Genomic DNA, 18,086 nt, shown 5'->3' with positions numbered 1-18,086 from the left:
GTCCCCTCCCCAGCAGCCACCGGAACCCGAGAGGCGTCCCAGAGGATCGTGAGGAGCGCTCAATACCCAGGCCACAGGGCTTGTGCCCTAGAGCACCAGGTGCTCGTGGAACCAGTCGGTGATGAAATCGAGATAGGCCCGCGTCTTGTCGGGCAGGTACTTGCGGGAACGGAACAGCACCAGCATGCTGCCATGCTCGTTCCAGTAGGGCTGCAACAGGGGCACCAGGCGGCCTTCCTCCACCGCCGCGCGGGCCGCGAAGGTCGGCAGGTAGGCCAGGCCGAAGCCCGCCTTGGCCGCCTCCACCACCCCCAGCAGGTTATTGATCACCAGCCGAGAGTGGGGCTCCACGTCCAGCGGCTGATCATTCAGCGAGAAACGCCAGTGGGCCCCCAGGTCGTAGTTGCCGTAGAAGACGGTGTCGTGGTGGGCGATATCCTGGGGATGGTGCAGCGGCTGGTGGATCCGCGCCAGGTAGTCCGGCGCCGCATAGAGGCCATAGACCACCTTGCACAGCGGCCGCGAGACCAGGCTGGAGGGCGGCAGGGGCCCCATGCGAATGGCCAGGTCCACCGCATCGTCGATGGGCTCGAAGCGTTGATCCTCGAGCAGGATCTCCACCGCCACATCCGGGTAACGACGCATAAAGGCGGTGGTGGGCTCGGCCAGGTACATAAAGCCGAAGCTGACCTGGGCACTCACTTTGAGCTGGCCCCGGGGGCGCGCCGTCACCGACTGCACCTGGGCCTCCGCCGAGGCCAGCTCCTCGCGGATGCGCAGGCCATGCTCATAGTAGATCTGGCCGGCCTCGGTGAGGTGCAGGGAGCGGGTGGAACGGTTGAGCAGGCTGACCCCCAGTTCCTCCTCCAGGGCCGCCACCCGCTTGGAGGCCAGCGACTTGGAAATCCCCAGCCGCCGGGCCGCCGCGGTAAAGCTGCCCCCCCGCACCACCTCCACGAACACCTTGAGCGCATCCAGGGTCGCCACCGCGGACCTCCTCTGTCGGGGGATTCGATCGAGCCATGTTTCAGGCAGTGTTTCCATTTTGGAAACACTAGTTTTCGATTGTACCCACTTATTACGCAAATGCCGACTGACTATACTGGCCCTGCCTGCCGAGACGAGCCTGCGCTCACTCGACGGGTCAACGCCATCGGGCCGGCCACGGTCGGCCTGGATGACGCCTTCAGTGCATATCTGCTTTGTGCGCGGCCGGATGTTATTCGACAACCGGCGCGCTTTTCTTTTGTCACCTCCCCTCCTCGTTCCGTGCGGACACCAAGAGCAAACGCAACTTAACGGATCCGTCGTTGTCACATCAGCGCCACCGAACTATCGTTGACCTTCCGTGGTCGATGCCACGAGGCCGATATTCTGCGGCATTTCCCTTTTCACGCTGACGAGAGACTTCGATGGAATCGCTCGGTCCCCGAATCAAGCAGCTCCGTTTACAAGCCCAGCTCAACAAGGCCGCCCTGGCTCGCCTGGTCGGCGTCTCCGATGTGACCATCTCCTATTGGGAATCGGGTGCCATCAAGCAGATCGGCCATGAGCGCCTGGTGGCCCTGGCAGAGGCGCTGGGCTGCCCGCTCAGCCACCTGCTGGACGATGGCGCCGGTGGCGGCCAGCAACCGCTGCGCCTCTCCCATCACTTGCCCCTGCCCTGGCAAGGCCAGGGAGCGCCGACGCTGATGCTGGAGGGCCAGAAGGCGCCCGCCTACCTGGTGACACCGGCCAGCGATGAGTCCTTCGAGGCGCTGCCGCCGGGCGCATTGGCCGCCATCCAGCCCCTGAGCCGCTACCTGGGGCCGGGAGACTATCTGGTGGAGAAGCAGGGGCAATTGGACGTGCGTCGCCTCGAAGGCGAGTCCCCGGGGCTCGAGCTGCATGGCAAGCTGGTGACCCGCTGGGCCCGCCTCGACGACTGAATTGATCGCGGGGCCATCAACGATGGCCCACCTGGTAGGTGGTCCGATACTCGATCACCTGGCCCAGGCCGTGGCCACCCTCCCGCACCCAGTCACCCTTGAGGTGTTCCCCCTGGGTGCCGATGATCGCCTGGACCGAGGCCGGCTGCAGGTTGCCCGGCGACATCTCCAAACGCAGGGTATAGTCCCCCGCCGCCAGGCCGCTGCCGGAGCCGAAGGGCCCCACCTCGAAGCGCCCCGCCTCGCCGACCTGGGTACGATAGCGCCAACTGACGCCACTGGCATCGCGCACCACCACGATCAGGACCTGCGTGCCCTCGGGCAGGTTGGTCTCGCCGGAGACACTCAGCCGCCGGTCGGGCCGCACCTCGGCATCGAGCTCCACCCACACCGGCTCCGCCAGGGGAGCCATGCCCTCGTCGGGCGCCGTCTCCTCGGGCGCCGTCTCCTGGGGCTCGGCGACCTCTTCCATGGGCTCGGCGGGCGACTGGGTCGGCGTCGCCTCTTCCGCCTCGCCGCCACAGCCGGCCATGCTCAATGTCAGGAATAGTGCTCCCGCCCAGGTCAGTCGGCGCCTCGCCTCCATGAAACTCCTCCCGAGAGATCAATGCCTTTCTAGACTATCATCGCCCTCGGCGGTTCGTCCCAACGGCCGTGCTCCACGGTGACGCCGGTCTCAGGTGTCGGCGCAATGCAGGCAGCGAGTGGTGTAAGGCAGGGCCGCCAGGCGGCGGGGATCGATCGTCTCGCCGCATCGCTCGCAGACCTCGCCCTCCCCCGCCTCGAGCCGCGCCAAGGCATGGCGTGCCTGGGCCAGCTCCTCGCGGGCCTCCTGATCCAGGGCCTCCACCACCTCATCGTTCTGCACCTCACCGGCCTGCTCACGGCTGTCCTTGTCCAGGGAGCGTCGTTGATGGGCCCGGTAACGCGCCAGGCGCGCCTCCAGGTCGTCACACAGGTGTTGCAGGATCTCGCGTCGTTCGCTCATCGTCCTCTCACTCGCCATGACTTACCGTGACTTAGGTGATAGCACAGCCGCGCCGCCCCGGCCCTGTCCCGAATCAACTCAAGCGGGATCGCCAATCACGCCCAGCCACAGCAGCAGGGCCACGAAGGCCATGGCCAGCACGAAGGCCAGGCCCATGGCCAGCGACTGGCGCAGCAACCAGTTGACGCCCCGGCGCCCCAGGACAATGGCGATGCCCAGCCAGGCGGCCACGAAGATCACGAACATACCGGCGGTCGCCAGGGACTCGGCCATCTCTTGTCTCCTTGGATATCTCGACAGAGGCGCCGTTATACCCACCCGGGCGGGACTCGGCCAGACGCCGGCCCCCTATAGCCCCTATTCGCCCCGCCCAATAGGGCGGCCCCACCCAGCGAACACTCACTCACCCCTCGCATCCCGCGGCGGGGCTGATAGAATAGGCGCCTCTTCCGATCGACCCCGTGATGCCGATGCCCCGACTCGACCGCACCTTCTCCGTCGCCCCGATGATGGAATGGACGACCCGCGACTATCGCGCCTTCGCCCGCACCCTGAGCCGGCGGGCGCTGCTCTATACCGAGATGGTCACCACCGGGGCCATTATTCATGGCAGCCCCCGGGAGCGCTTCCTCGGCTACGACCCGGTGGAACACCCCCTGGCCCTGCAACTGGGCGGCAGCGATGCCGGGGAACTCGCCGAGTGCGCGGCCATCGCCGAGGCCTGGGGCTATGACGAGGTCAACCTCAACGTGGGCTGTCCCAGCGACCGGGTGCAGAACAACCTGATCGGCGCCTGCCTGATGGGCCACCCCGACAAGGTGGCGGCGGCGGTGAAGGCGATGCGCGAGGCGGTGTCGATCCCGGTGACGGTGAAGTGCCGCATCGGCATCGATGATCAGGACGAGGACGCCGACCTGGCGCACTTTATCCGGGTGGTGGCCGACGCCGGCTGCGACACCTTTATCGTGCACGCCCGCAAGGCCTGGCTACAGGGGCTCTCCCCCAAGGAGAACCGCGATATTCCGCCCCTCGACTACCCCCGGGTACACCGCCTCAAGGCCGAGCGGCCGGCGCTGCATATCGGCATCAACGGCGGTATCAAGACCCTCGACGAGTGCCAGGAACAATTGCGCCAGGTGGACAGCGTGATGGTGGGCCGCGAGGCCTACCAGAATCCCTGGCTGCTGGCCGGCGTCGACGCAGCCCTCTACGGCGAGCCGGGCCCCGCCGCGAGCCGCCACGCCGCGGCCCGGGCCTTCCGCCCCTATATCGCCCGCCGCCTCGAGGAGGGCGCCAGGCTCAACCACCTGACCCGCCACCTGCTGGGCCTCTTCCAGGGCTGCCCCGGGGGGCGCAAGTTTCGCCGCCACCTCTCCGAGCACGCCCACCGCGAGGGGGCGGGCCTGGCGGTCTTCGACGATGCCCTGGGCCTGGTCCCGGAAGGCACACCGGCCCCCGCGACCGCCCTGGCTACTTAAGGTTGAGGCCCTCGGGCAACGACTCGTAGTCGGACTGGAAGGTCTCGATGGCGCTCTCCGCCTCCTCGATGGCATCGAAGCGTGCCACATGGAAGAGCGCCTCCCCCTCGTTGGCCAGCGGCAGGTTGCTCATGCCGATCACGATGCCGTCGGCGTTGGCACGGACCTCCCCCTCCACGTTACCGAAGGGGTCCGCCACCAGGCCCAGCAGCTCCCCCTTGGCGACCCGGGCACCGAGGCGCACCTTGGGGCGCAGGATGCCGTCGATGGTGGCCCGGGCCCAGCTGGAGCCATTGGCCACCTCGGCGGCGGGGGGCGCGGTCCGGCGGCGGTCGCTGGTCAGCATGCCGATGCTGCGCATCACCCGGCGTACCCCGCGCACCCCGGGGGCGATGGCCCACTCGTCGAAGCGCAGCGCCTCGCCCGCCTCATAGGTGAGCACCGGCACCCCGTTGCCCTGGGCATAGTGGCGCAGGCTGCCCTCGCGCAGCTCGGCATTGAGGATCACCGGCACGCCGAAGGCCATGGCCATGGCCTCGGTCTCGCCCCCCGGGGTCAACTGGGCACGGATCTGCGGCAAGTTGGTGCGGTGAATGGCGCCGGTATGCAGGTCGATGATATGGGTCGCCAGATCGACGATCTGCTCGCGAAACAACGCCGCCACCCGGGAGCCCAGGGAGCCCGACTCGCTGCCGGGGAAGCAGCGGTTGAGGTCGCGGCGATCGGGCAGGTAACGACTGTGCTGGACGAAGCCGAACACATTGACGATGGGCACGGCAATCAGGGTGCCGCGCAGGCCGCGCACGGCGCTGGAGCGCAGCAGCCGGCGCACGATCTCCACGCCATTGATCTCGTCGCCATGGATGGCGCCGCACACCAGCAGCACCGGCCCGCTCTGACGCCCATGGATCACCTCCACCGGGATATGCAGGGGCGCATGGGTATAGAGCTTGGCCACGGGGACATCGATCTGGGCCCGGGAACCGGGGGCGACCCGCACGCCGGCGAGTTCGAAGGGGGCACGCGCCATGGATCACATCCTATGTCAGAAGGCTGGTTTCCTTATACTCGCCCGAGCGGTTCGGCACGAGCCCCGTGCCTCAACGACCGCCGATGGCTTATATATACAATCATGAATGTAAGTTTCCCGATGGCTAGGGTAAACTAGGAGGGACTCCCCGCTCCCTCGAGACCCGATATGGCCCGAAAGACCAAAGCCGAAGCCGAAGCCACCCGTGAGGCGTTGCTGGAGGCCGCCGAGGCGGTATTCTATGCCAAGGGCGTGGCCCGCACCTCCCTGGAGGAGGTCGCCCGCCAGGCCGGCATGACCCGTGGCGCCGTCTACTGGCACTTCAAGAACAAGGGCGACCTCTTCGCCGCCCTGCTGGATCGCGTCCGCCTGCCCTTCCAGGAACTGGTGGAAGAGGTCCGCGCCGACAGTCACAACGACTCCCCCCTGGAGGCCATTCGCCTCGCCTGCCACAAGGGCTTCGCCCGCCTGGCGCAGCCCCGCTACCAACGGGTCTACTCGATCCTGGTTCATCGTTGCGAGTTCTTCGGCGATATCGACCCCATCGCCATGCAGAACGCCATGGCCAACGAATCCTGTGGCGCCCTGGAGGAGTATTTCCAGTGTGCCGCCGCCCAAGGCCAGCTACGCGACGACATTGCCCCCGAGCAGGCGGCCCAGCTGCTGCAAGCGACCCTCGGTGGGCTCTTCCACGACTGGCTACGCAACCCCGACGACTTCTCGATCGAGGTCCGCGGCAACGCACTGGTGGAGGCCCTACTGCGCCTGGTCCAGCGTTGCTGAGTTCTCTTCATACAGAATTGCTGCATCGCAACAAAACTCCGCTACACTGAAGGCCTCGGCATCATCCGCGGAGGGTACCGCCATGGACGACCTGGCCCTGATCCCCCTGGGAGAAGCGGAGGTGGCCGTGCGCATCTGGCACCCCAGGGCCTCCCGCACCCTGATCGCCTGGCACGGCCTCTCCCGACATGGCGGCGACTTCGCTCCCCTGGCGCGATTATTGGGCCCCGACTGGCGCATCCTGGCGCCGGATACTCCCGGCCGCGGCCTCTCCAGCTGGCCGCTGTTTCCCGCCTACGACTACCGTTACGAGCGCTACCAGGCCCTGGCCCTGCAGCTGCTCGACCACTTCGCCCTGCCCCGGGTGGCCTGGCTGGGCACCTCCATGGGCGGCCTGCTGGGCATGCTGCTGGCGGCGGATGCCCAGCACGGGCGGCGCATCGAACGGTTGATCCTCAACGACGTGGGGCCGGAGCTGGAACTCCAGGGCCTGGTGGAACTGGGGGGCTACTTCGCCATGCCGCGCTACTTCAGCCGCTTCGGCGACCTGTGCCGGGAACTGCGCCGCCATCATGCCGACTTCGGCATCAGCGACGAGCGAGACTGGCGGGAGCTGGCCCTGAACAGCGCCCGACGGCTGCCCGACGGCGGCTGGACCTTCCACTACGACCCGCGCATCGTCGAGCAGTTTATCCATGACCGTCCCCGGGATACCTGGCAGGACTGGGCCGCCCTGGGCTGCCCCCTGATGGCGATCCGCGGCGCCCGCTCGGGGCTCCTCAGCCAGGAGGTGGTAGCGCGCATGGCCAGGGTGCAGCCCGACCTGGTGACCCTGGAGGTGGCGGACTGCGGCCATGCCCCCATGCTCGATACCCCGGCCCAGGTGAAACCGATCCGGGACTTCCTGGTGGAGGCCCCGCGCCCCGGCTGGCGCCGGCGGCTGCGCCGCCTGCTACCGCCTTACCGCTGAACCGCGACCCGGCGTCACTGGGAGGCGGCACGCCGCGGCCGCCGCCCGCGACGCAGGCGATGCACCCGGGTGTGAGCCTCCTCGAACTCGTTCAGGGGCACGCTGCGGTAGCTCTCCTCCCCGGCCAGGTACTTGACCAGTACCCGCCGTTCGCCGGCCCTGGGCAGGGCCCCCGCCTTGCCATGCAGACGCACCTCATGCTCCGGGTCATCCTCCAGGGTCGCCCGGGTGCAGTCGTCGCCGCCGCAGTCACCGCTCACCAGCACCGTCTCCCCCAGCAGGCAGCGCCGTCCCGCGTGGCGATGGAACCAGCGGTGCAGGGCATGACAGACCGCGGCGGCCAGGGGCGAGGCCAGGGCCAGGGCCCCCCACAGCACCACCACCCCCACCGGGATGCGAAACAGCCCCAGCGGCAGCCAGCGCAGTACCAGCAGCTCCAGGGCCAGGGTGAATGCGCCGGCGATCGCCAGCAGCACCGTCAGGGCGACGCTCGCCGGCACCCCGGCGAAGCCCAGCGCCACCAGGGTACTGGCCAGATGATCGCCCTTGAGGCTGTCATGCTCGAAGAGCTCCAGCGGTGCCAGGCGCAGCACCACCAGCAACCAGTAGAGGATCAGCAGCCCCAGGGCCAGGGTGAAGACTCCCAGGGGGAAACCGAGGAGGGTCTGAGTCAGGACGTCCATGGCGCGCTCCTTGGCCGGTACTTAGCCGACAAAGTAGTTTTCTCTAATCAGCGTAGACCATGCCCAACGACTGCCCATAAAAAACGCGGGCCCCCTCTCGGGAGCCCGCGTCGCTCGCACTCATGCCCGGGTCAGCGGGACGCGCCCTCCTCCGGGGCCGGCTGCGCCGGGGAGGGCGCCTCGCCGCCCAGTTGCCGCCGCAGCCAGTCGGAGACGCTGGCGATCATGGCGTAGAAGCTGGGCACGAAGAGGCTGCCCAGCACCGCCACCGAGGCCATCCCCACCGCCACCGTGGTGCCGATATGGTGGCTGCTCACGTCGCTGGCGCCGGTGGCCATGGCCAGCGGCAGGGTGCCGAAGATAAACGCCAGGGAGGTCATCACGATGGGACGGAAGCGCAGCTCCGCCGCCGTGATGGCCGCCTCGCGGATCGTCTTGCCCAGCTCCCTGCGCTGCAACTCGGCGAACTCGACGATCAGGATGGCGTTCTTGGCCGCCAGGCCCACCACCACCAGCATGCCGATCTCCACATAGACGCTGGTGTCCAGGCCGCGCAACACGATGCCACCGATGCCCCCCAGGAAGGCGAAGGGCGTGGCGGTAAGCACCGCCAGGGGCAGCGACCAGCTCTCGTACTGGGCCGCCAGGATCAGGAACACCATCAGGATGCCGAAGACGATGGCCAGCACCGCGGTGTTGCCCAACTGGCTCTCCTGATAGGCGGTCCCCGTCCAGCCCATGCCCCAGCCGCTGCCCAGGGTCTCGGCCACCACCTCCTCCATGGCGGTGATGGCCTGGGCGGAGCTATAGCCCGGCGCCTCGCCGCCCTGGAACTGGGCGCCCAGGTAGACGCCGAAGCGTGACACCACCGCCGGCGCGGCCTGGCGCTCCAGGGTCACGAACTCGGAGAGCGGGATGCGCTCGCCGTTACCGCCACGCACATAGACATTGCCGATATCGTCCGGGGTGCGGCGGAACTCGTCCTCGTTCTGCAGATAGACCTGGAAGTTGCGGTTCTGGTAGCTGAAGAAGTTGACGAAGCCGTTACCGAAGGTATTCGACAGGGTGGCGTTGAGATCCTCCAGGGCCACGCCATAGCTCAGCGCCTTCTGCTGATCGATCTCGGCGCGGTAACCCGGCACGTTGACGTTGAAGGTGGTGAACACCTGCTGCAGGGCCGGATGTTCGTTGGCCGCCTGCATCACCGCCAGGGACGCCTGGAACAGCTCCTCGGCCGAGGCCCCCTCGAAGGACTGCAGGTAGCCGGTGAAGCCCCCGGTGGTGGAGAGCCCCATGATCGGCGGCAGGTTGAAGGCCATGGCCGACCCACCCCCGGTCTGCGCCCCCAACTGCATGATGCGCCCCACCAGCTCGTCGGCGGTCAGCTCGCGGTCCTCCCAGGGCTCCATGTTGATGAACATGATGCCCCGGGCGGTATTCACCGCACTGGAGAGGATGTCATAGCCGGCCACGGCGACCGAATGCCGTACCCCGGGGATCTCCTCGATCTTGGCGCTGAGTTCCGCCATGTACTCCCGGGTCCGCGCCAGGGAAGCGGAGTCCGGCAGCTGCACGGCCGCCATCACCAGGCCCTGGTCGGTCTCCGGCACCAGGGTCGAGGGCGTGCTCTGGTAGAGCCACCAGGAGCCCGCGCCCACCAGGGCGGTGAGCAGCAGCGCCAGCCCCCAGAAACGCACCAGCACCTTGACCACCCAGATATAGGCGGCGGTGATGCCGGCGAAGAGGCGATCGAAGAGACGCAGCGGGGTATAGATGGCACGCATCAGCTTCGACTGCCCCAGCTTGGGCTTATGCTTGATGAAGATCGCCGACAGGGCCGGGGTGAAGGTCAGCGCCATCAGCGCCGAGAAGGCCACCGAGACCGCCACGGTAATGGCGAACTGCTGGTAGATCTGCCCGGTGAAACCGCCCAGGAAGGCCACCGGCACGAACACCGCGGCCATGATCAGCGAGGTGGCGATGACCGGCCCGCCCACCTCCTTCATGGCCTGGATGGTGGCCTGGCGGACGCTGATCTCCTCGTCCTCGCCGAGGACCCGCTCCACGTTCTCCACCACCAGGATGGCGTCATCCACCACGATGCCGATGGAGAGCACCAGGGCGAAGAGCGTCAGCAGGTTGATCGAGAAGCCGAACAGGTAGAAACCGGCGAAGGTGGCCAGCACCGAGACCGGCACCACCGACATGGCGATCACCGTGAAGCGCCAGTTCTGCAGGAAGATAAACAGGATCACGCCGACGATCAGGAAGGCCTCGATAAAGACGTGCTTCACCGTTTCCACGGAGGCATCGATAAACAGGGTGGTGTCATAGGGCACCACCTGCTCGAGCCCCGGCGGGAAGCGCTCGGCCAGCCGGTCCATGGTGGCCTTCACCGCCGCCGCGGTCTCCAGGGCATTGGCCCCGGGCTGCTGGTTGATGATGATCGGGGTCATCTCGGCGCCATTCAGGCGCGCCTCCACCCCGTAGGAGGAGGCCCCCAGCTCGATACGCGCCACATCCGCGAGACGTAGCGCCGAGCCGTCCGGGTTGGTGCGCAGGAAGATCTCGCGGAAGTCATCGACGTTGGAGAGGCGACCGCCGGCGGTGATGGTATAGGTGAAGGCCCGCGGCTCGCCCTGGGGCGTGGCCGCCAGGCTGCCCGCCGGCACCTCGGTGTTCTGGGCGCGAATCGCCCGGGCCACCTCGGTGGGCGTCAGGTCGTACTGGGCCAGCTTGTCTGGATCCATCCAGATGCGCATGGCGAACTCGCCGCCGCCCAATACCTCGGCACTGCCCACCCCCGGCACCTGACGCAGCTCGTCGAGGATATTGAGGGTGGCATAGTTCTGCATGAAGACGTTGTTGTAGTCGCCCTCCGGGGAGATCAACGCCACCAGCATCAGGATCGAACTGGACTGCAGCGACACCGTCACGCCCTGGGACTGTACCGCCTCGGGCAGCTGCGAGAGCGCCCCCTGCACCCGGTTATTGACGTTGATGGTGTTGATATCGCCATCGGTGCCGATATCGAAGGCCACGCTCAGGCTCATCAGGCCATTATCGGCGCTGTTCGAGGTCATGTAGAGCATGTTCTCGACGCCGTTGATGGCCTCCGCCAGGGGCGCGGCCACGGTCTGCGCCACCGTTTCGGCGTTGGCCCCCGGGAAGGTGGCCTGCACCGAGACCGTGGGCGGTACCACGCTGGGATACTGCTCGATGGGCAGTACCCGCATGCTCACCACCCCGATCACGGTGAGGATGATCGCCAGTACCGTGGCGAAGATCGGTCGCTTGATAAAGAAGTTGGAGAAGTTCATCAGGCGTCGTCCTCGGCCGCCTCGGCGGCCGCTTCCAGCGCCTCGTCGCTAGGCGCCGCCGCCAGCCCATCGAAGGGCTGCGGATCGATGGGGGTCCCCGGCTGCAGGCCGGCGGGGTCACCCACCACGACGCGGTCGCCGGGCTCGAGGCCCTCGCGAATGATCTGCCAGGGGCCGGCGCCATCGCCCAGCGCCACGGGACGCGCCCGGGCCAGGTTCTCCTCATCCAGCACGAACACCTGGGGCCCCATCAGGCCCTGGGTCACGGCGATCTCCGGTACCGCCAGCACCTCGAAGCGCTTGAGGCCCTCGATGCGCACCCGCACGAACTGTCCCGGTAGCACATTGGCCTCGGGATTGGCGAAGACGGCGGCGGCCTGAATGGTGCTGGTGCCCTCGCCGACCCGCGAGCCGAGGAAGCTCAGCCGGCCGCTGAGCGCCTCCTGCCCCGGCACCCGCAGGGTGGCGCCGATCGCGGTGAGGTCCTGATCCTGCAGCTGACGGCGCAGCTCCAGGGCCTCCTGCTGAGGCAGTTGGAAACGCACCTCCAGCGGGTCCAGGGGGGTGATGGTGGCCAGCTCGGTGCCCACATTGACCAGGTTGCCCACGTTGACCTGGCTCAGGCCGATCATGCCGCTGACCGGCGCGGTGACCTGGGCATAGTCGAGATCGATGGTGGCACTGGCCAGGGCGGCCTCGGCCTGGGCCACATTGGCCCGCGCCACGTTCAGTTCGGCACGGGCCTGGTCCACCTGCTGGCGGCTGACCGAGTTCTGGCTCAGCAATCGCTCGAAGCGTTCGGCATCGCGCTGGGCCCGGGAGAGCTGGGCCCGGGCGCTCTGCAGGTCGGCCTCGCGCTGGTTGACCTGGGCCTGGTAGAGGTCCGGCTCGATGGTATAGAGCGGCTGACCGGCCTCCACCAGCTCCCCCGGCTCGAAGTGACGCGCCTCCAGGAAGCCGGTGACTCGAGCCACCAGGGTCACCTCATCGTCGCTGCGCAGCAGCGCCGGGTAGGACTTCTCCAGGGGCAGGTCCCGATAGGCCATCTCCATGACCGCCACCGGAAGGGACGGCTGCTCCTGGGCGGCGGCATGTTGTTGTGGTGCGTCATCCTGGCCACAGGCGGTGAGCAGCAACGCCGCCGCGCCCACCAGCAGGCCGGCGAGGCCTAGACGGGGGAATGGTTTCATGAGGTCTGTCGATCCCTGTGTATGCACGAATAATCCACGAATCTTACATTCATCCATGTATGGATGTAAACGTTAGCCGTTTAATCATTCCCTTCTCGGCGGCTCACCGATATCCAGGGCCGCGTCATAGGCCCCCTCGTCCGGCAGGCTCAGGCGGACACTCTCCGACGCCAACCAGCCATTGATCTCCTCGATGCTGGCCAGATCCAGTACCCCGGCCTGCTGACGCAGGGTCAGCAGGTTGAGCACATAGTCATAGCGGGCCTCGGCATGGTTGGCAATGGCATCGAACAGGCTACGCTCGGCATTGAGCACATCGACGATATTGCGGGTTCCCACCTCGTAACCGGCACGGGTCGCCTCCAGGGCGCTCTGGTTGGAGACGATGGCCTGGGCGCGGGCCTCCACGGTGGACACGTCATTGCTCACCTGGGTATAGAGGGAGCGCACCTGCTGCACCGTATCGCGACGCTGGGCCTCGAAATCGTACTGGCTCGACTCCAGCAGGAAGCTGCTCTGGCGAACGCCCGCCTGGGTGCGTCCCCCGGTATAGAGCGGCAGGTTGACGCCGATGCCCACCTGGGCCTGGGAGTCGTGACCGCTCAGGCGATCATTGTCGCTATCGCCGTACTGGTAGTTGGCAAACGCATTGAGCGTGGGCAGATGGCCGGCACGGGCCACCGCCACGGCGCTGCGAGAGACCTCGACACCGGCCTGGCTGGCCAATACCAGGGGATTGTTCTCCATCGCCAGGGACACCCAGTGATCGCGATCGGCGGGCGTCGGCGCCGCGATGGGCAGCCCCTCGCCGAGGGCATCCACCGCGCCGTAGCGCTGGCCGGTGAGCCGCTCCAGGGTCTCGAAGCTGACCTGCAGGTTGCTCTCGGCGGTGATGCGCTCGGCGCGGGACTGGTCGAAGCTGGCCCGGGCTTCCTGCACCTCGGTGATGGCGATCAGGCCCACCTCGAACTGCTCCTGGGCCTGTTCCAGCTGGCGGCCGATCGCCCGCTCCTGGGCACGCCGGGCCTCGAGGATCTCGTGGGCGCGGAGGATATTGAAGTAGGCATTGGCCACATCGATCAGCACCTGCTGCTCGGTAGCTGCCAGGCGATAGAGCTGCTGGTCGATCTCGCGCTCGGACCGCTCCAGCTCGCGACGATTGCGGGCATCATAGAGGGCCTGAGTGGCCTCCAGGGTCACCCCGGCGCTATTGAAGCGATCGTCCCCGGCGACGGTACCGAGGGTGGTCTGGCTCTCGAACTGCCGGGTATGGGTCAGGTTACCCTGGGCGTTGAGCTGCGGTAGCAGGTCGCCCCGTTCCACGTCACGACCCGCCTCCACGCTATCGGAGAGGGACCGGGCCGAGGCCAGCTCGGCATTATTGCTCAGGGCATCCCGGGTGATGGTAAGCAGGTCCGCCGCCAGGGCCGAGGTGCTGAACAGCGAGGCCAGCAGGGCGGGCAGCAGGGCCCGGCGGAAACCGGCACGGCGCAGGGCGGCATGGAGACGGGGGGTCGGCGATGGCGTCATCGGCTCATCCTTGATGGCTGGACAGGGTATATACATACATTGTCGCATGTTTCTTTGCTGAATCCACTCCCTCGGCGCCAGGATGCGCGTTTTTTCCATCCTGCCCGAGGCTGACTCACAGCATATGACAAGATCGCCCCCTCTCCGACTCGTGACATAAAAAAACCGCCCCGAGGGGCGGCGGTGAATAGCGAGTCACCCAAGGCTTGCCGTCGAGATTATTCGGGCATCAACACCGCATCGATCACATGGATCACCCCGTTACTGGCCGCGATATCGGCCTGAATCACGCTGGCCTCGTCGATCATCAGCGTGCCGTCGCCGGTGGTAATCGTCAGCTCCTGGCCCTGAACCGTGGTGGCGCTATCCAGCGTCATGGCCTGCTCGGCCATCACGCTGCCCGGCACCACGTGGTAGGTCAGGAGCGCCTGCAACTGCGCCTGGTTTTCCGGCATCAACAGGCTCTCGACGGTGCCCTCCGGCAGGGCCGCGAAGGCCTCATCGGTGGGCGCGAAAACGGTGAAGGGGCCCTCGCCCTGCAGGGTCGCCACCAGGCCCGCGGCTTCGATGGCCGCGACCAGGGTCTCGAACTGGCCAGCCTCCCGGGCGGTGTCGACGATATCCTGGGCGTGGCCGCCATGGTCCCCGGCCTGAATGCCGCCGGCGGTCAGCATGCCGACCATGCCCACACCGGCCCAACGAACTAGGGTTTGCGCTTTCATCACACCACTCCTTGTTGACGGTTCGGTTACCGGGGGTTCCCGGCAGGCTGCCAGCACAATATTGTACATATAATTATATTTGTACAAGTCATGAACAACAAAATTCTCCCCGGGTGACCCGCCGCGCGATTCATGGCACAAGGGGAGGCGCCCCCCAGCCATAGAGGAGTCCCGGCATGTACAAACTGGCTTTCTTCGTCCCCGTGGAGGACGCCGAGGCGGTCAAGGAGGCGGTCTTCGCCACCGGCGCCGGGCGTATCGGCGATTACGAGGCGTGCTGCTTCCAGACTCCGGGCACCGGGCAGTTTCGCCCGCTGGCCGGCGCCAACCCGCATATCGGCCGGGTCGGCGACCTGGAAAAGGTGGAGGAGCTCAAGGTCGAGCTGGTCTGTGAGGATGCCCTGATCCGCGAGGCGCTGGCGGCGCTGAAGGCCGCCCACCCCTACGAGGAGCCCGCCTATGACGTCTGGCGGCTGGAAACGCTCTGAGAAGGAGCGCCGCGGCCCGGCCGCGGCGCCCGGCGTCAGCGGATAAAGCCCAGCTGACGCGGCAGGAAGAGCGACAGCTCCGGCACGAAGGTGGTGATCAGCATCACCGGCAGGCCGACCAGGGCGATCAGCAGCAGCGCCGGCGAGAAGGTCTTGTGGATCGACACCCGCCCGATGCGACAGGCCATGTAGAGGATCGGCGCCACCGGCGGGCTGTTGGCGCCGATCACCACCGAGCAGGCGACGATGGAGGCGTAGTGCACCGGGTTCACCCCGGTCTCCACCATCAGCGGCAGGAAGAGCGGCGCGATCACCACCGTGACCGAGACATCGTCGAGGATGGCCCCGGCCAGGATCAGGAACACATTCACCGCGATCAGGATCATCAGCGGGTCGCTGATCATTAGCGAGATCAGCTCGGTCAGTTCCTGGGGCACCCGCTCGGCGGCGAGGATCCGCCCGATCATAAAGGAGAACAGCAGGATCAGGATGATCGAGCCGGTGGTCTCCGAGGCGGCGATCACGCTGCGATAGAAGTTGCCCAGGGTCTGATCCCGGTAGACCAGGAAACCGATGACGATGGCGGCGAAGGCGGCCACGGCGGCGGCCTCGGTGGGGGTAAAGACGCCCCCATAGATACCGCCCAGGATGATCACCGGCAGGCACAGCGCCGGGAAGGCGCGCAGGGTCGCACGCCGCCGACTGACCCGGGCGGCACCCTCGGGAAGCTCCCCCACCACCTCCTGGAAGAGTCGCCCGCAGGCCAGGCGATTGACCAGGATCAGCCCCAGGATCAGCAGCAGCGCCGGCCCCACGGTGGCGGCGAAGAGCGCGGCCACCGACTGGCGGGTCACCACCGCGAAGAGGATCATGGTGATCGACGGCGGGATCAGGATGCCCAGCAGCGAGGAGATGCCCAGCAGCGCCGAGGAGTAGCCGCGGGGATAGCCGCGCTGCTCCAGGGGGCCGACCATGATGGTACCGATGGAGGCCACGGCGGCGGTGGCGGTGCCGGCGATGGCGCCGAAGATGCCCGAGGCCAGCACCATGGAGGCCCCCATGCCGCCGCGGCGCCGCCCCACCAGGGTCTCGATGAAGATCACCAGGCGGCTGGCGATGCCGCCGCTCTGCATCAGGTAGCCGGTCAGCACGAACAGCGGCAGGGCGATCAGGATCACCGAGTCCACCGAGCGGAAGCCCTGCATCATCAGGGTGTTGAAATTGGCGTCATAGATCAGCGCCAGATAGGCCAGGACGCCGGCGAAGGACCAGGCGATGGGCACGCCCAGGCCCATCAGCGCCAGCAGGATCAGAATCGCGAACAGGCCTTCCATCAGTGCTCTCCTTGGGAGGCCAGGGCCTCCGTGGTCTTGCCGCCCAGGGCCCGCAGGCCGCCGATCAGGTCACGCAGGGCATAGGCCAGGCAGCCGAGGCTGGCCACCATGATCGAGGCCTGGGAGAGCCATAGCGGGATCGCCAGTGCCGGGGTGCGCTGAGGACGCACCAGGCCCCAGGCCAGCATCTTGTAGGCCCAGAACACGAAGCAGGCGCAGATCAGGGTGACGACGAAGGCCACCAGGCTCTTGTGCAGGGCGCGCAGGCGGGCATCGCGAATCTGCAGCTCGAGGAAGTCCACCACCAGGTGCTCGTTGCGGCGACTGGCGATCAGGGCCCCGGTCATGTAGAGCCACATGCCGGCCAGCATCACCAGCTCCAGGGTGCCCACCACCGACCAGCCGAAGACATAGCGGGCCAGGATCAGGAACAGCATCAGGCCCACCACGGCCAAGCTGGCGACGAAAACGATCAGGTTCAGCAGGCGCCCGACCCAACGGTCCAGGGCGCACATCACGACGGACATGGTGCGGTCTCCACGACAGCGGCCGGCCCAGGGGCCGGCCGTGATCACTCGGGTAGGGGCTTACAGCGGGGTGGCGTTGGCGCGGATCACGTCCATGATCTCTTCGCCGATCTCCTCGCCCATCAGCGGCCACACCTGCTCCCGGGCCAGGCGAGCGAACTCGCGAAGTTGCTCGTCGGAAAGCTCGAAGTACTCCATGCCATCTTCCTGGGCCTTGGCGATGTAGTACTCGTCCTGCTCGCGAGCGGCCACGAACTGCTGGTTCATGACCTCCTCGGCGGCCGCGGTCACGACCCGCTGGTGCTCCTCGCTGAGCGACTCGAAGGTCTCCATGTTCATGGTCAGGATGCCGGTCATGAAGAAGTGCTTGGTGTGCACGTAGTAGTCGAGGATGTCGCGGAAGTATTCATAGGGCCAGTAGATGACGTTGCCCGCCTCGCCATCCACCACGCCGGTCTGCAGGGCGGTGTAGACCTCGCCCCAGTCGATGGCGGCGGTCTGGTAGCCCAGGGCCTGCATGGTCTGGGGCGCCGGGAAAACGGTCATGGTGCGCACCGCCAGGTCGCCGGCCTCTTCGGTGGTCAGGGCATAGCTGCCCCGGGAGGCCACGCCGTTGAAGCCTTCCGGCCAGGGACCGAAGAACTTCAGGCCGATATCGGCATAGATATCGCCGAGCAGCTCATTGACCCAGCCGCCGGGGCTGTAGGCCTCCATGGCCTCCTCCCAGGAGAGGGTCATATAGGGGGTGTAGATGACGCCGATGCGCCGGTCATAGGAGGTCATCGGCCAGTTGAGCATCAGATGCACGTCCCCGGAGACCAGCAGGTCGAAGAGCTCCTGCTGCCCACCCAGCTCGTTCTGGTAGTAGACGTTGACATCGATCTCGCCGTCGGAATTTTCCTCGATCAGGCGGGCCCAGGTCTCCAGGGCGTCCCCCGCCGGCGACCCCTGGGTACCGGAATCGGTGGCCAGGCGCAGGGTCACGGCCTCGGCGGCCAGGGCGCTGCCCATCAGGCAGGTGCCCAGGGTCAGGGCGGTCAGGCGCGGCAGGATCTTGTGGGTCGCGGACATCTCGGCTCTCTCGGTTGTTGTGGTTGGCAGGCCACTGTTTACCG

Annotated in this window: 18 protein-coding genes; 5 read left to right on the top strand and 13 right to left on the bottom strand. The window is 67.1% G+C overall.

Annotated features, from left to right (window positions below):
- Positions 1-87: 87 nt before the first annotated feature.
- Positions 88-987: a LysR family transcriptional regulator gene (locus ACZ5EF_RS05100; protein WP_346063732.1), complete on the bottom strand. Its 900-nt coding sequence runs from the start codon at positions 985-987 to the stop codon at positions 88-90.
- Positions 988-1,412: 425 nt separating this feature from the next.
- On the opposite strand from ACZ5EF_RS05100, the gene ACZ5EF_RS05095 reads away from it, so the two are divergent.
- On the top strand, positions 1,413-1,928 hold the full coding sequence (locus tag ACZ5EF_RS05095) for a helix-turn-helix domain-containing protein (protein WP_346063733.1): 516 nt from the start codon (positions 1,413-1,415) through the stop codon (positions 1,926-1,928).
- A gap of 16 nt (positions 1,929-1,944) precedes the next feature.
- Here ACZ5EF_RS05095 and ACZ5EF_RS05090 read toward each other — a convergent pair whose 3' ends face one another.
- From ACZ5EF_RS05090 to ACZ5EF_RS05080, 3 genes are all read right to left on the bottom strand, one after another.
- Positions 1,945-2,514, bottom strand: coding sequence for a hypothetical protein (locus ACZ5EF_RS05090; protein ID WP_346063734.1), 570 nt, complete (start codon positions 2,512-2,514; stop codon positions 1,945-1,947).
- 90 nt (positions 2,515-2,604) lie between these two features.
- Positions 2,605-2,916 carry a TraR/DksA family transcriptional regulator gene (locus ACZ5EF_RS05085; protein WP_346063735.1) on the bottom strand — a complete coding sequence of 104 codons (312 nt, stop codon included), beginning with the start codon at positions 2,914-2,916 and terminating at the stop codon, positions 2,605-2,607.
- 78 nt (positions 2,917-2,994) lie between these two features.
- The gene (locus ACZ5EF_RS05080) at positions 2,995-3,189 is read right to left on the bottom strand and encodes a hypothetical protein (RefSeq protein WP_346063736.1); all 195 of its coding nucleotides are present in this window, start codon (positions 3,187-3,189) and stop codon (positions 2,995-2,997) included.
- A 197-nt stretch (positions 3,190-3,386) separates the two neighbouring features.
- On the opposite strand from ACZ5EF_RS05080, the gene dusA reads away from it, so the two are divergent.
- The gene (gene dusA / locus ACZ5EF_RS05075; RefSeq protein WP_346063737.1) at positions 3,387-4,394 is read left to right on the top strand and encodes a tRNA dihydrouridine(20/20a) synthase DusA; all 1,008 of its coding nucleotides are present in this window, start codon (positions 3,387-3,389) and stop codon (positions 4,392-4,394) included.
- Here the strand turns inward: dusA and ACZ5EF_RS05070 are convergent.
- Complete coding sequence (locus ACZ5EF_RS05070; protein ID WP_346063738.1) at positions 4,387-5,424, bottom strand: succinylglutamate desuccinylase/aspartoacylase family protein; 1,038 nt, start codon at positions 5,422-5,424, stop codon at positions 4,387-4,389. The two genes, dusA and ACZ5EF_RS05070, sit on opposite strands and share 8 nt — an antisense overlap.
- Positions 5,425-5,592: 168 nt before the next feature.
- On the opposite strand from ACZ5EF_RS05070, the gene ACZ5EF_RS05065 reads away from it, so the two are divergent.
- Positions 5,593-6,207, top strand: a complete 615-nt coding sequence (locus ACZ5EF_RS05065) for a TetR family transcriptional regulator (RefSeq protein ID WP_346063739.1) — start codon at positions 5,593-5,595, stop codon at positions 6,205-6,207.
- Between the two features lie 82 nt (positions 6,208-6,289).
- A complete protein-coding gene (locus ACZ5EF_RS05060; RefSeq protein WP_346063740.1) occupies positions 6,290-7,177 on the top strand; it encodes an alpha/beta fold hydrolase in 888 nt (295 codons plus the stop codon).
- A 14-nt stretch (positions 7,178-7,191) separates the two neighbouring features.
- Here ACZ5EF_RS05060 and ACZ5EF_RS05055 read toward each other — a convergent pair whose 3' ends face one another.
- The 5 genes from ACZ5EF_RS05055 to ACZ5EF_RS05035 form a co-directional block, all read right to left on the bottom strand.
- Entirely contained in the window at positions 7,192-7,860 is a 669-nt protein-coding gene (locus ACZ5EF_RS05055) for a hypothetical protein (protein WP_346063741.1), read from the bottom strand.
- A 131-nt stretch (positions 7,861-7,991) separates the two neighbouring features.
- On the bottom strand, positions 7,992-11,180 hold the full coding sequence (locus ACZ5EF_RS05050) for an efflux RND transporter permease subunit (RefSeq protein ID WP_346063742.1): 3,189 nt from the start codon (positions 11,178-11,180) through the stop codon (positions 7,992-7,994).
- Positions 11,180-12,370, bottom strand: a complete 1,191-nt coding sequence (locus tag ACZ5EF_RS05045) for an efflux RND transporter periplasmic adaptor subunit (protein WP_346063743.1) — start codon at positions 12,368-12,370, stop codon at positions 11,180-11,182. The genes ACZ5EF_RS05050 and ACZ5EF_RS05045 overlap by 1 nt, the downstream gene beginning before the upstream one ends.
- Positions 12,371-12,454: 84 nt before the next feature.
- Positions 12,455-13,900, bottom strand: a complete 1,446-nt coding sequence (locus ACZ5EF_RS05040; protein ID WP_346063744.1) for a TolC family outer membrane protein — start codon at positions 13,898-13,900, stop codon at positions 12,455-12,457.
- Positions 13,901-14,118: 218 nt separating this feature from the next.
- Positions 14,119-14,622 (bottom strand): fasciclin domain-containing protein, encoded by a 504-nt coding sequence (locus tag ACZ5EF_RS05035; protein ID WP_346063745.1) that lies wholly within the window; start codon positions 14,620-14,622, stop codon positions 14,119-14,121.
- Between the two features lie 176 nt (positions 14,623-14,798).
- On the opposite strand from ACZ5EF_RS05035, the gene ACZ5EF_RS05030 reads away from it, so the two are divergent.
- Entirely contained in the window at positions 14,799-15,110 is a 312-nt protein-coding gene (locus ACZ5EF_RS05030) for a YqfO family protein (protein ID WP_346063746.1), read from the top strand.
- Between the two features lie 35 nt (positions 15,111-15,145).
- Here the strand turns inward: ACZ5EF_RS05030 and ACZ5EF_RS05025 are convergent, their stop codons facing one another.
- From ACZ5EF_RS05025 to dctP, 3 genes are read right to left on the bottom strand one after another with little or no spacing between them, the layout of a single operon-like run.
- Positions 15,146-16,444, bottom strand: a complete 1,299-nt coding sequence (locus ACZ5EF_RS05025) for a TRAP transporter large permease (protein ID WP_346063747.1) — start codon at positions 16,442-16,444, stop codon at positions 15,146-15,148.
- Complete coding sequence (locus ACZ5EF_RS05020; protein ID WP_346063748.1) at positions 16,444-16,971, bottom strand: TRAP transporter small permease; 528 nt, start codon at positions 16,969-16,971, stop codon at positions 16,444-16,446. The genes ACZ5EF_RS05025 and ACZ5EF_RS05020 overlap by 1 nt, the downstream gene beginning before the upstream one ends.
- A 60-nt stretch (positions 16,972-17,031) precedes the next feature.
- On the bottom strand, positions 17,032-18,042 hold the full coding sequence (dctP, locus tag ACZ5EF_RS05015; protein ID WP_346063749.1) for a TRAP transporter substrate-binding protein DctP: 1,011 nt from the start codon (positions 18,040-18,042) through the stop codon (positions 17,032-17,034).
- Between the last annotated feature and the right edge of the window lie 44 nt (positions 18,043-18,086).

The sequence above is a fragment of the Bisbaumannia salifodinae genome, assembly GCF_055388505.1.
The sequence above is the reverse complement of the archived record's forward strand: the minus strand, read 5'-3'. Positions and strand labels throughout refer to the sequence as shown.

What these genes read in the sequence shown, in the direction of transcription:
- ACZ5EF_RS05080 (WP_346063736.1), bottom strand. Translation starts at nt 3,189, where the DNA reads ATGGCCGAGTCCCTGGCGACCGCCGGTATGTTCGTGATCTTCGTGGCC.
- dusA (WP_346063737.1), top strand. Translation starts at nt 3,387, where the DNA reads ATGCCCCGACTCGACCGCACCTTCTCCGTCGCCCCGATGATGGAATGG.
- ACZ5EF_RS05085 (WP_346063735.1), bottom strand. Translation starts at nt 2,916, where the DNA reads ATGAGCGAACGACGCGAGATCCTGCAACACCTGTGTGACGACCTGGAG.
- ACZ5EF_RS05055 (WP_346063741.1), bottom strand. Translation starts at nt 7,860, where the DNA reads ATGGACGTCCTGACTCAGACCCTCCTCGGTTTCCCCCTGGGAGTCTTC.
- ACZ5EF_RS05090 (WP_346063734.1), bottom strand. Translation starts at nt 2,514, where the DNA reads ATGGAGGCGAGGCGCCGACTGACCTGGGCGGGAGCACTATTCCTGACA.
- dctP (WP_346063749.1), bottom strand. Translation starts at nt 18,042, where the DNA reads ATGTCCGCGACCCACAAGATCCTGCCGCGCCTGACCGCCCTGACCCTG.
- ACZ5EF_RS05025 (WP_346063747.1), bottom strand. Translation starts at nt 16,444, where the DNA reads ATGGAAGGCCTGTTCGCGATTCTGATCCTGCTGGCGCTGATGGGCCTG.
- ACZ5EF_RS05045 (WP_346063743.1), bottom strand. Translation starts at nt 12,370, where the DNA reads ATGAAACCATTCCCCCGTCTAGGCCTCGCCGGCCTGCTGGTGGGCGCG.
- ACZ5EF_RS05060 (WP_346063740.1), top strand. Translation starts at nt 6,290, where the DNA reads ATGGACGACCTGGCCCTGATCCCCCTGGGAGAAGCGGAGGTGGCCGTG.
- ACZ5EF_RS05035 (WP_346063745.1), bottom strand. Translation starts at nt 14,622, where the DNA reads ATGAAAGCGCAAACCCTAGTTCGTTGGGCCGGTGTGGGCATGGTCGGC.
- ACZ5EF_RS05030 (WP_346063746.1), top strand. Translation starts at nt 14,799, where the DNA reads ATGTACAAACTGGCTTTCTTCGTCCCCGTGGAGGACGCCGAGGCGGTC.
- ACZ5EF_RS05040 (WP_346063744.1), bottom strand. Translation starts at nt 13,900, where the DNA reads ATGACGCCATCGCCGACCCCCCGTCTCCATGCCGCCCTGCGCCGTGCC.
- ACZ5EF_RS05020 (WP_346063748.1), bottom strand. Translation starts at nt 16,971, where the DNA reads ATGTCCGTCGTGATGTGCGCCCTGGACCGTTGGGTCGGGCGCCTGCTG.
- ACZ5EF_RS05065 (WP_346063739.1), top strand. Translation starts at nt 5,593, where the DNA reads ATGGCCCGAAAGACCAAAGCCGAAGCCGAAGCCACCCGTGAGGCGTTG.
- ACZ5EF_RS05070 (WP_346063738.1), bottom strand. Translation starts at nt 5,424, where the DNA reads ATGGCGCGTGCCCCCTTCGAACTCGCCGGCGTGCGGGTCGCCCCCGGT.
- ACZ5EF_RS05095 (WP_346063733.1), top strand. Translation starts at nt 1,413, where the DNA reads ATGGAATCGCTCGGTCCCCGAATCAAGCAGCTCCGTTTACAAGCCCAG.
- ACZ5EF_RS05050 (WP_346063742.1), bottom strand. Translation starts at nt 11,180, where the DNA reads ATGAACTTCTCCAACTTCTTTATCAAGCGACCGATCTTCGCCACGGTA.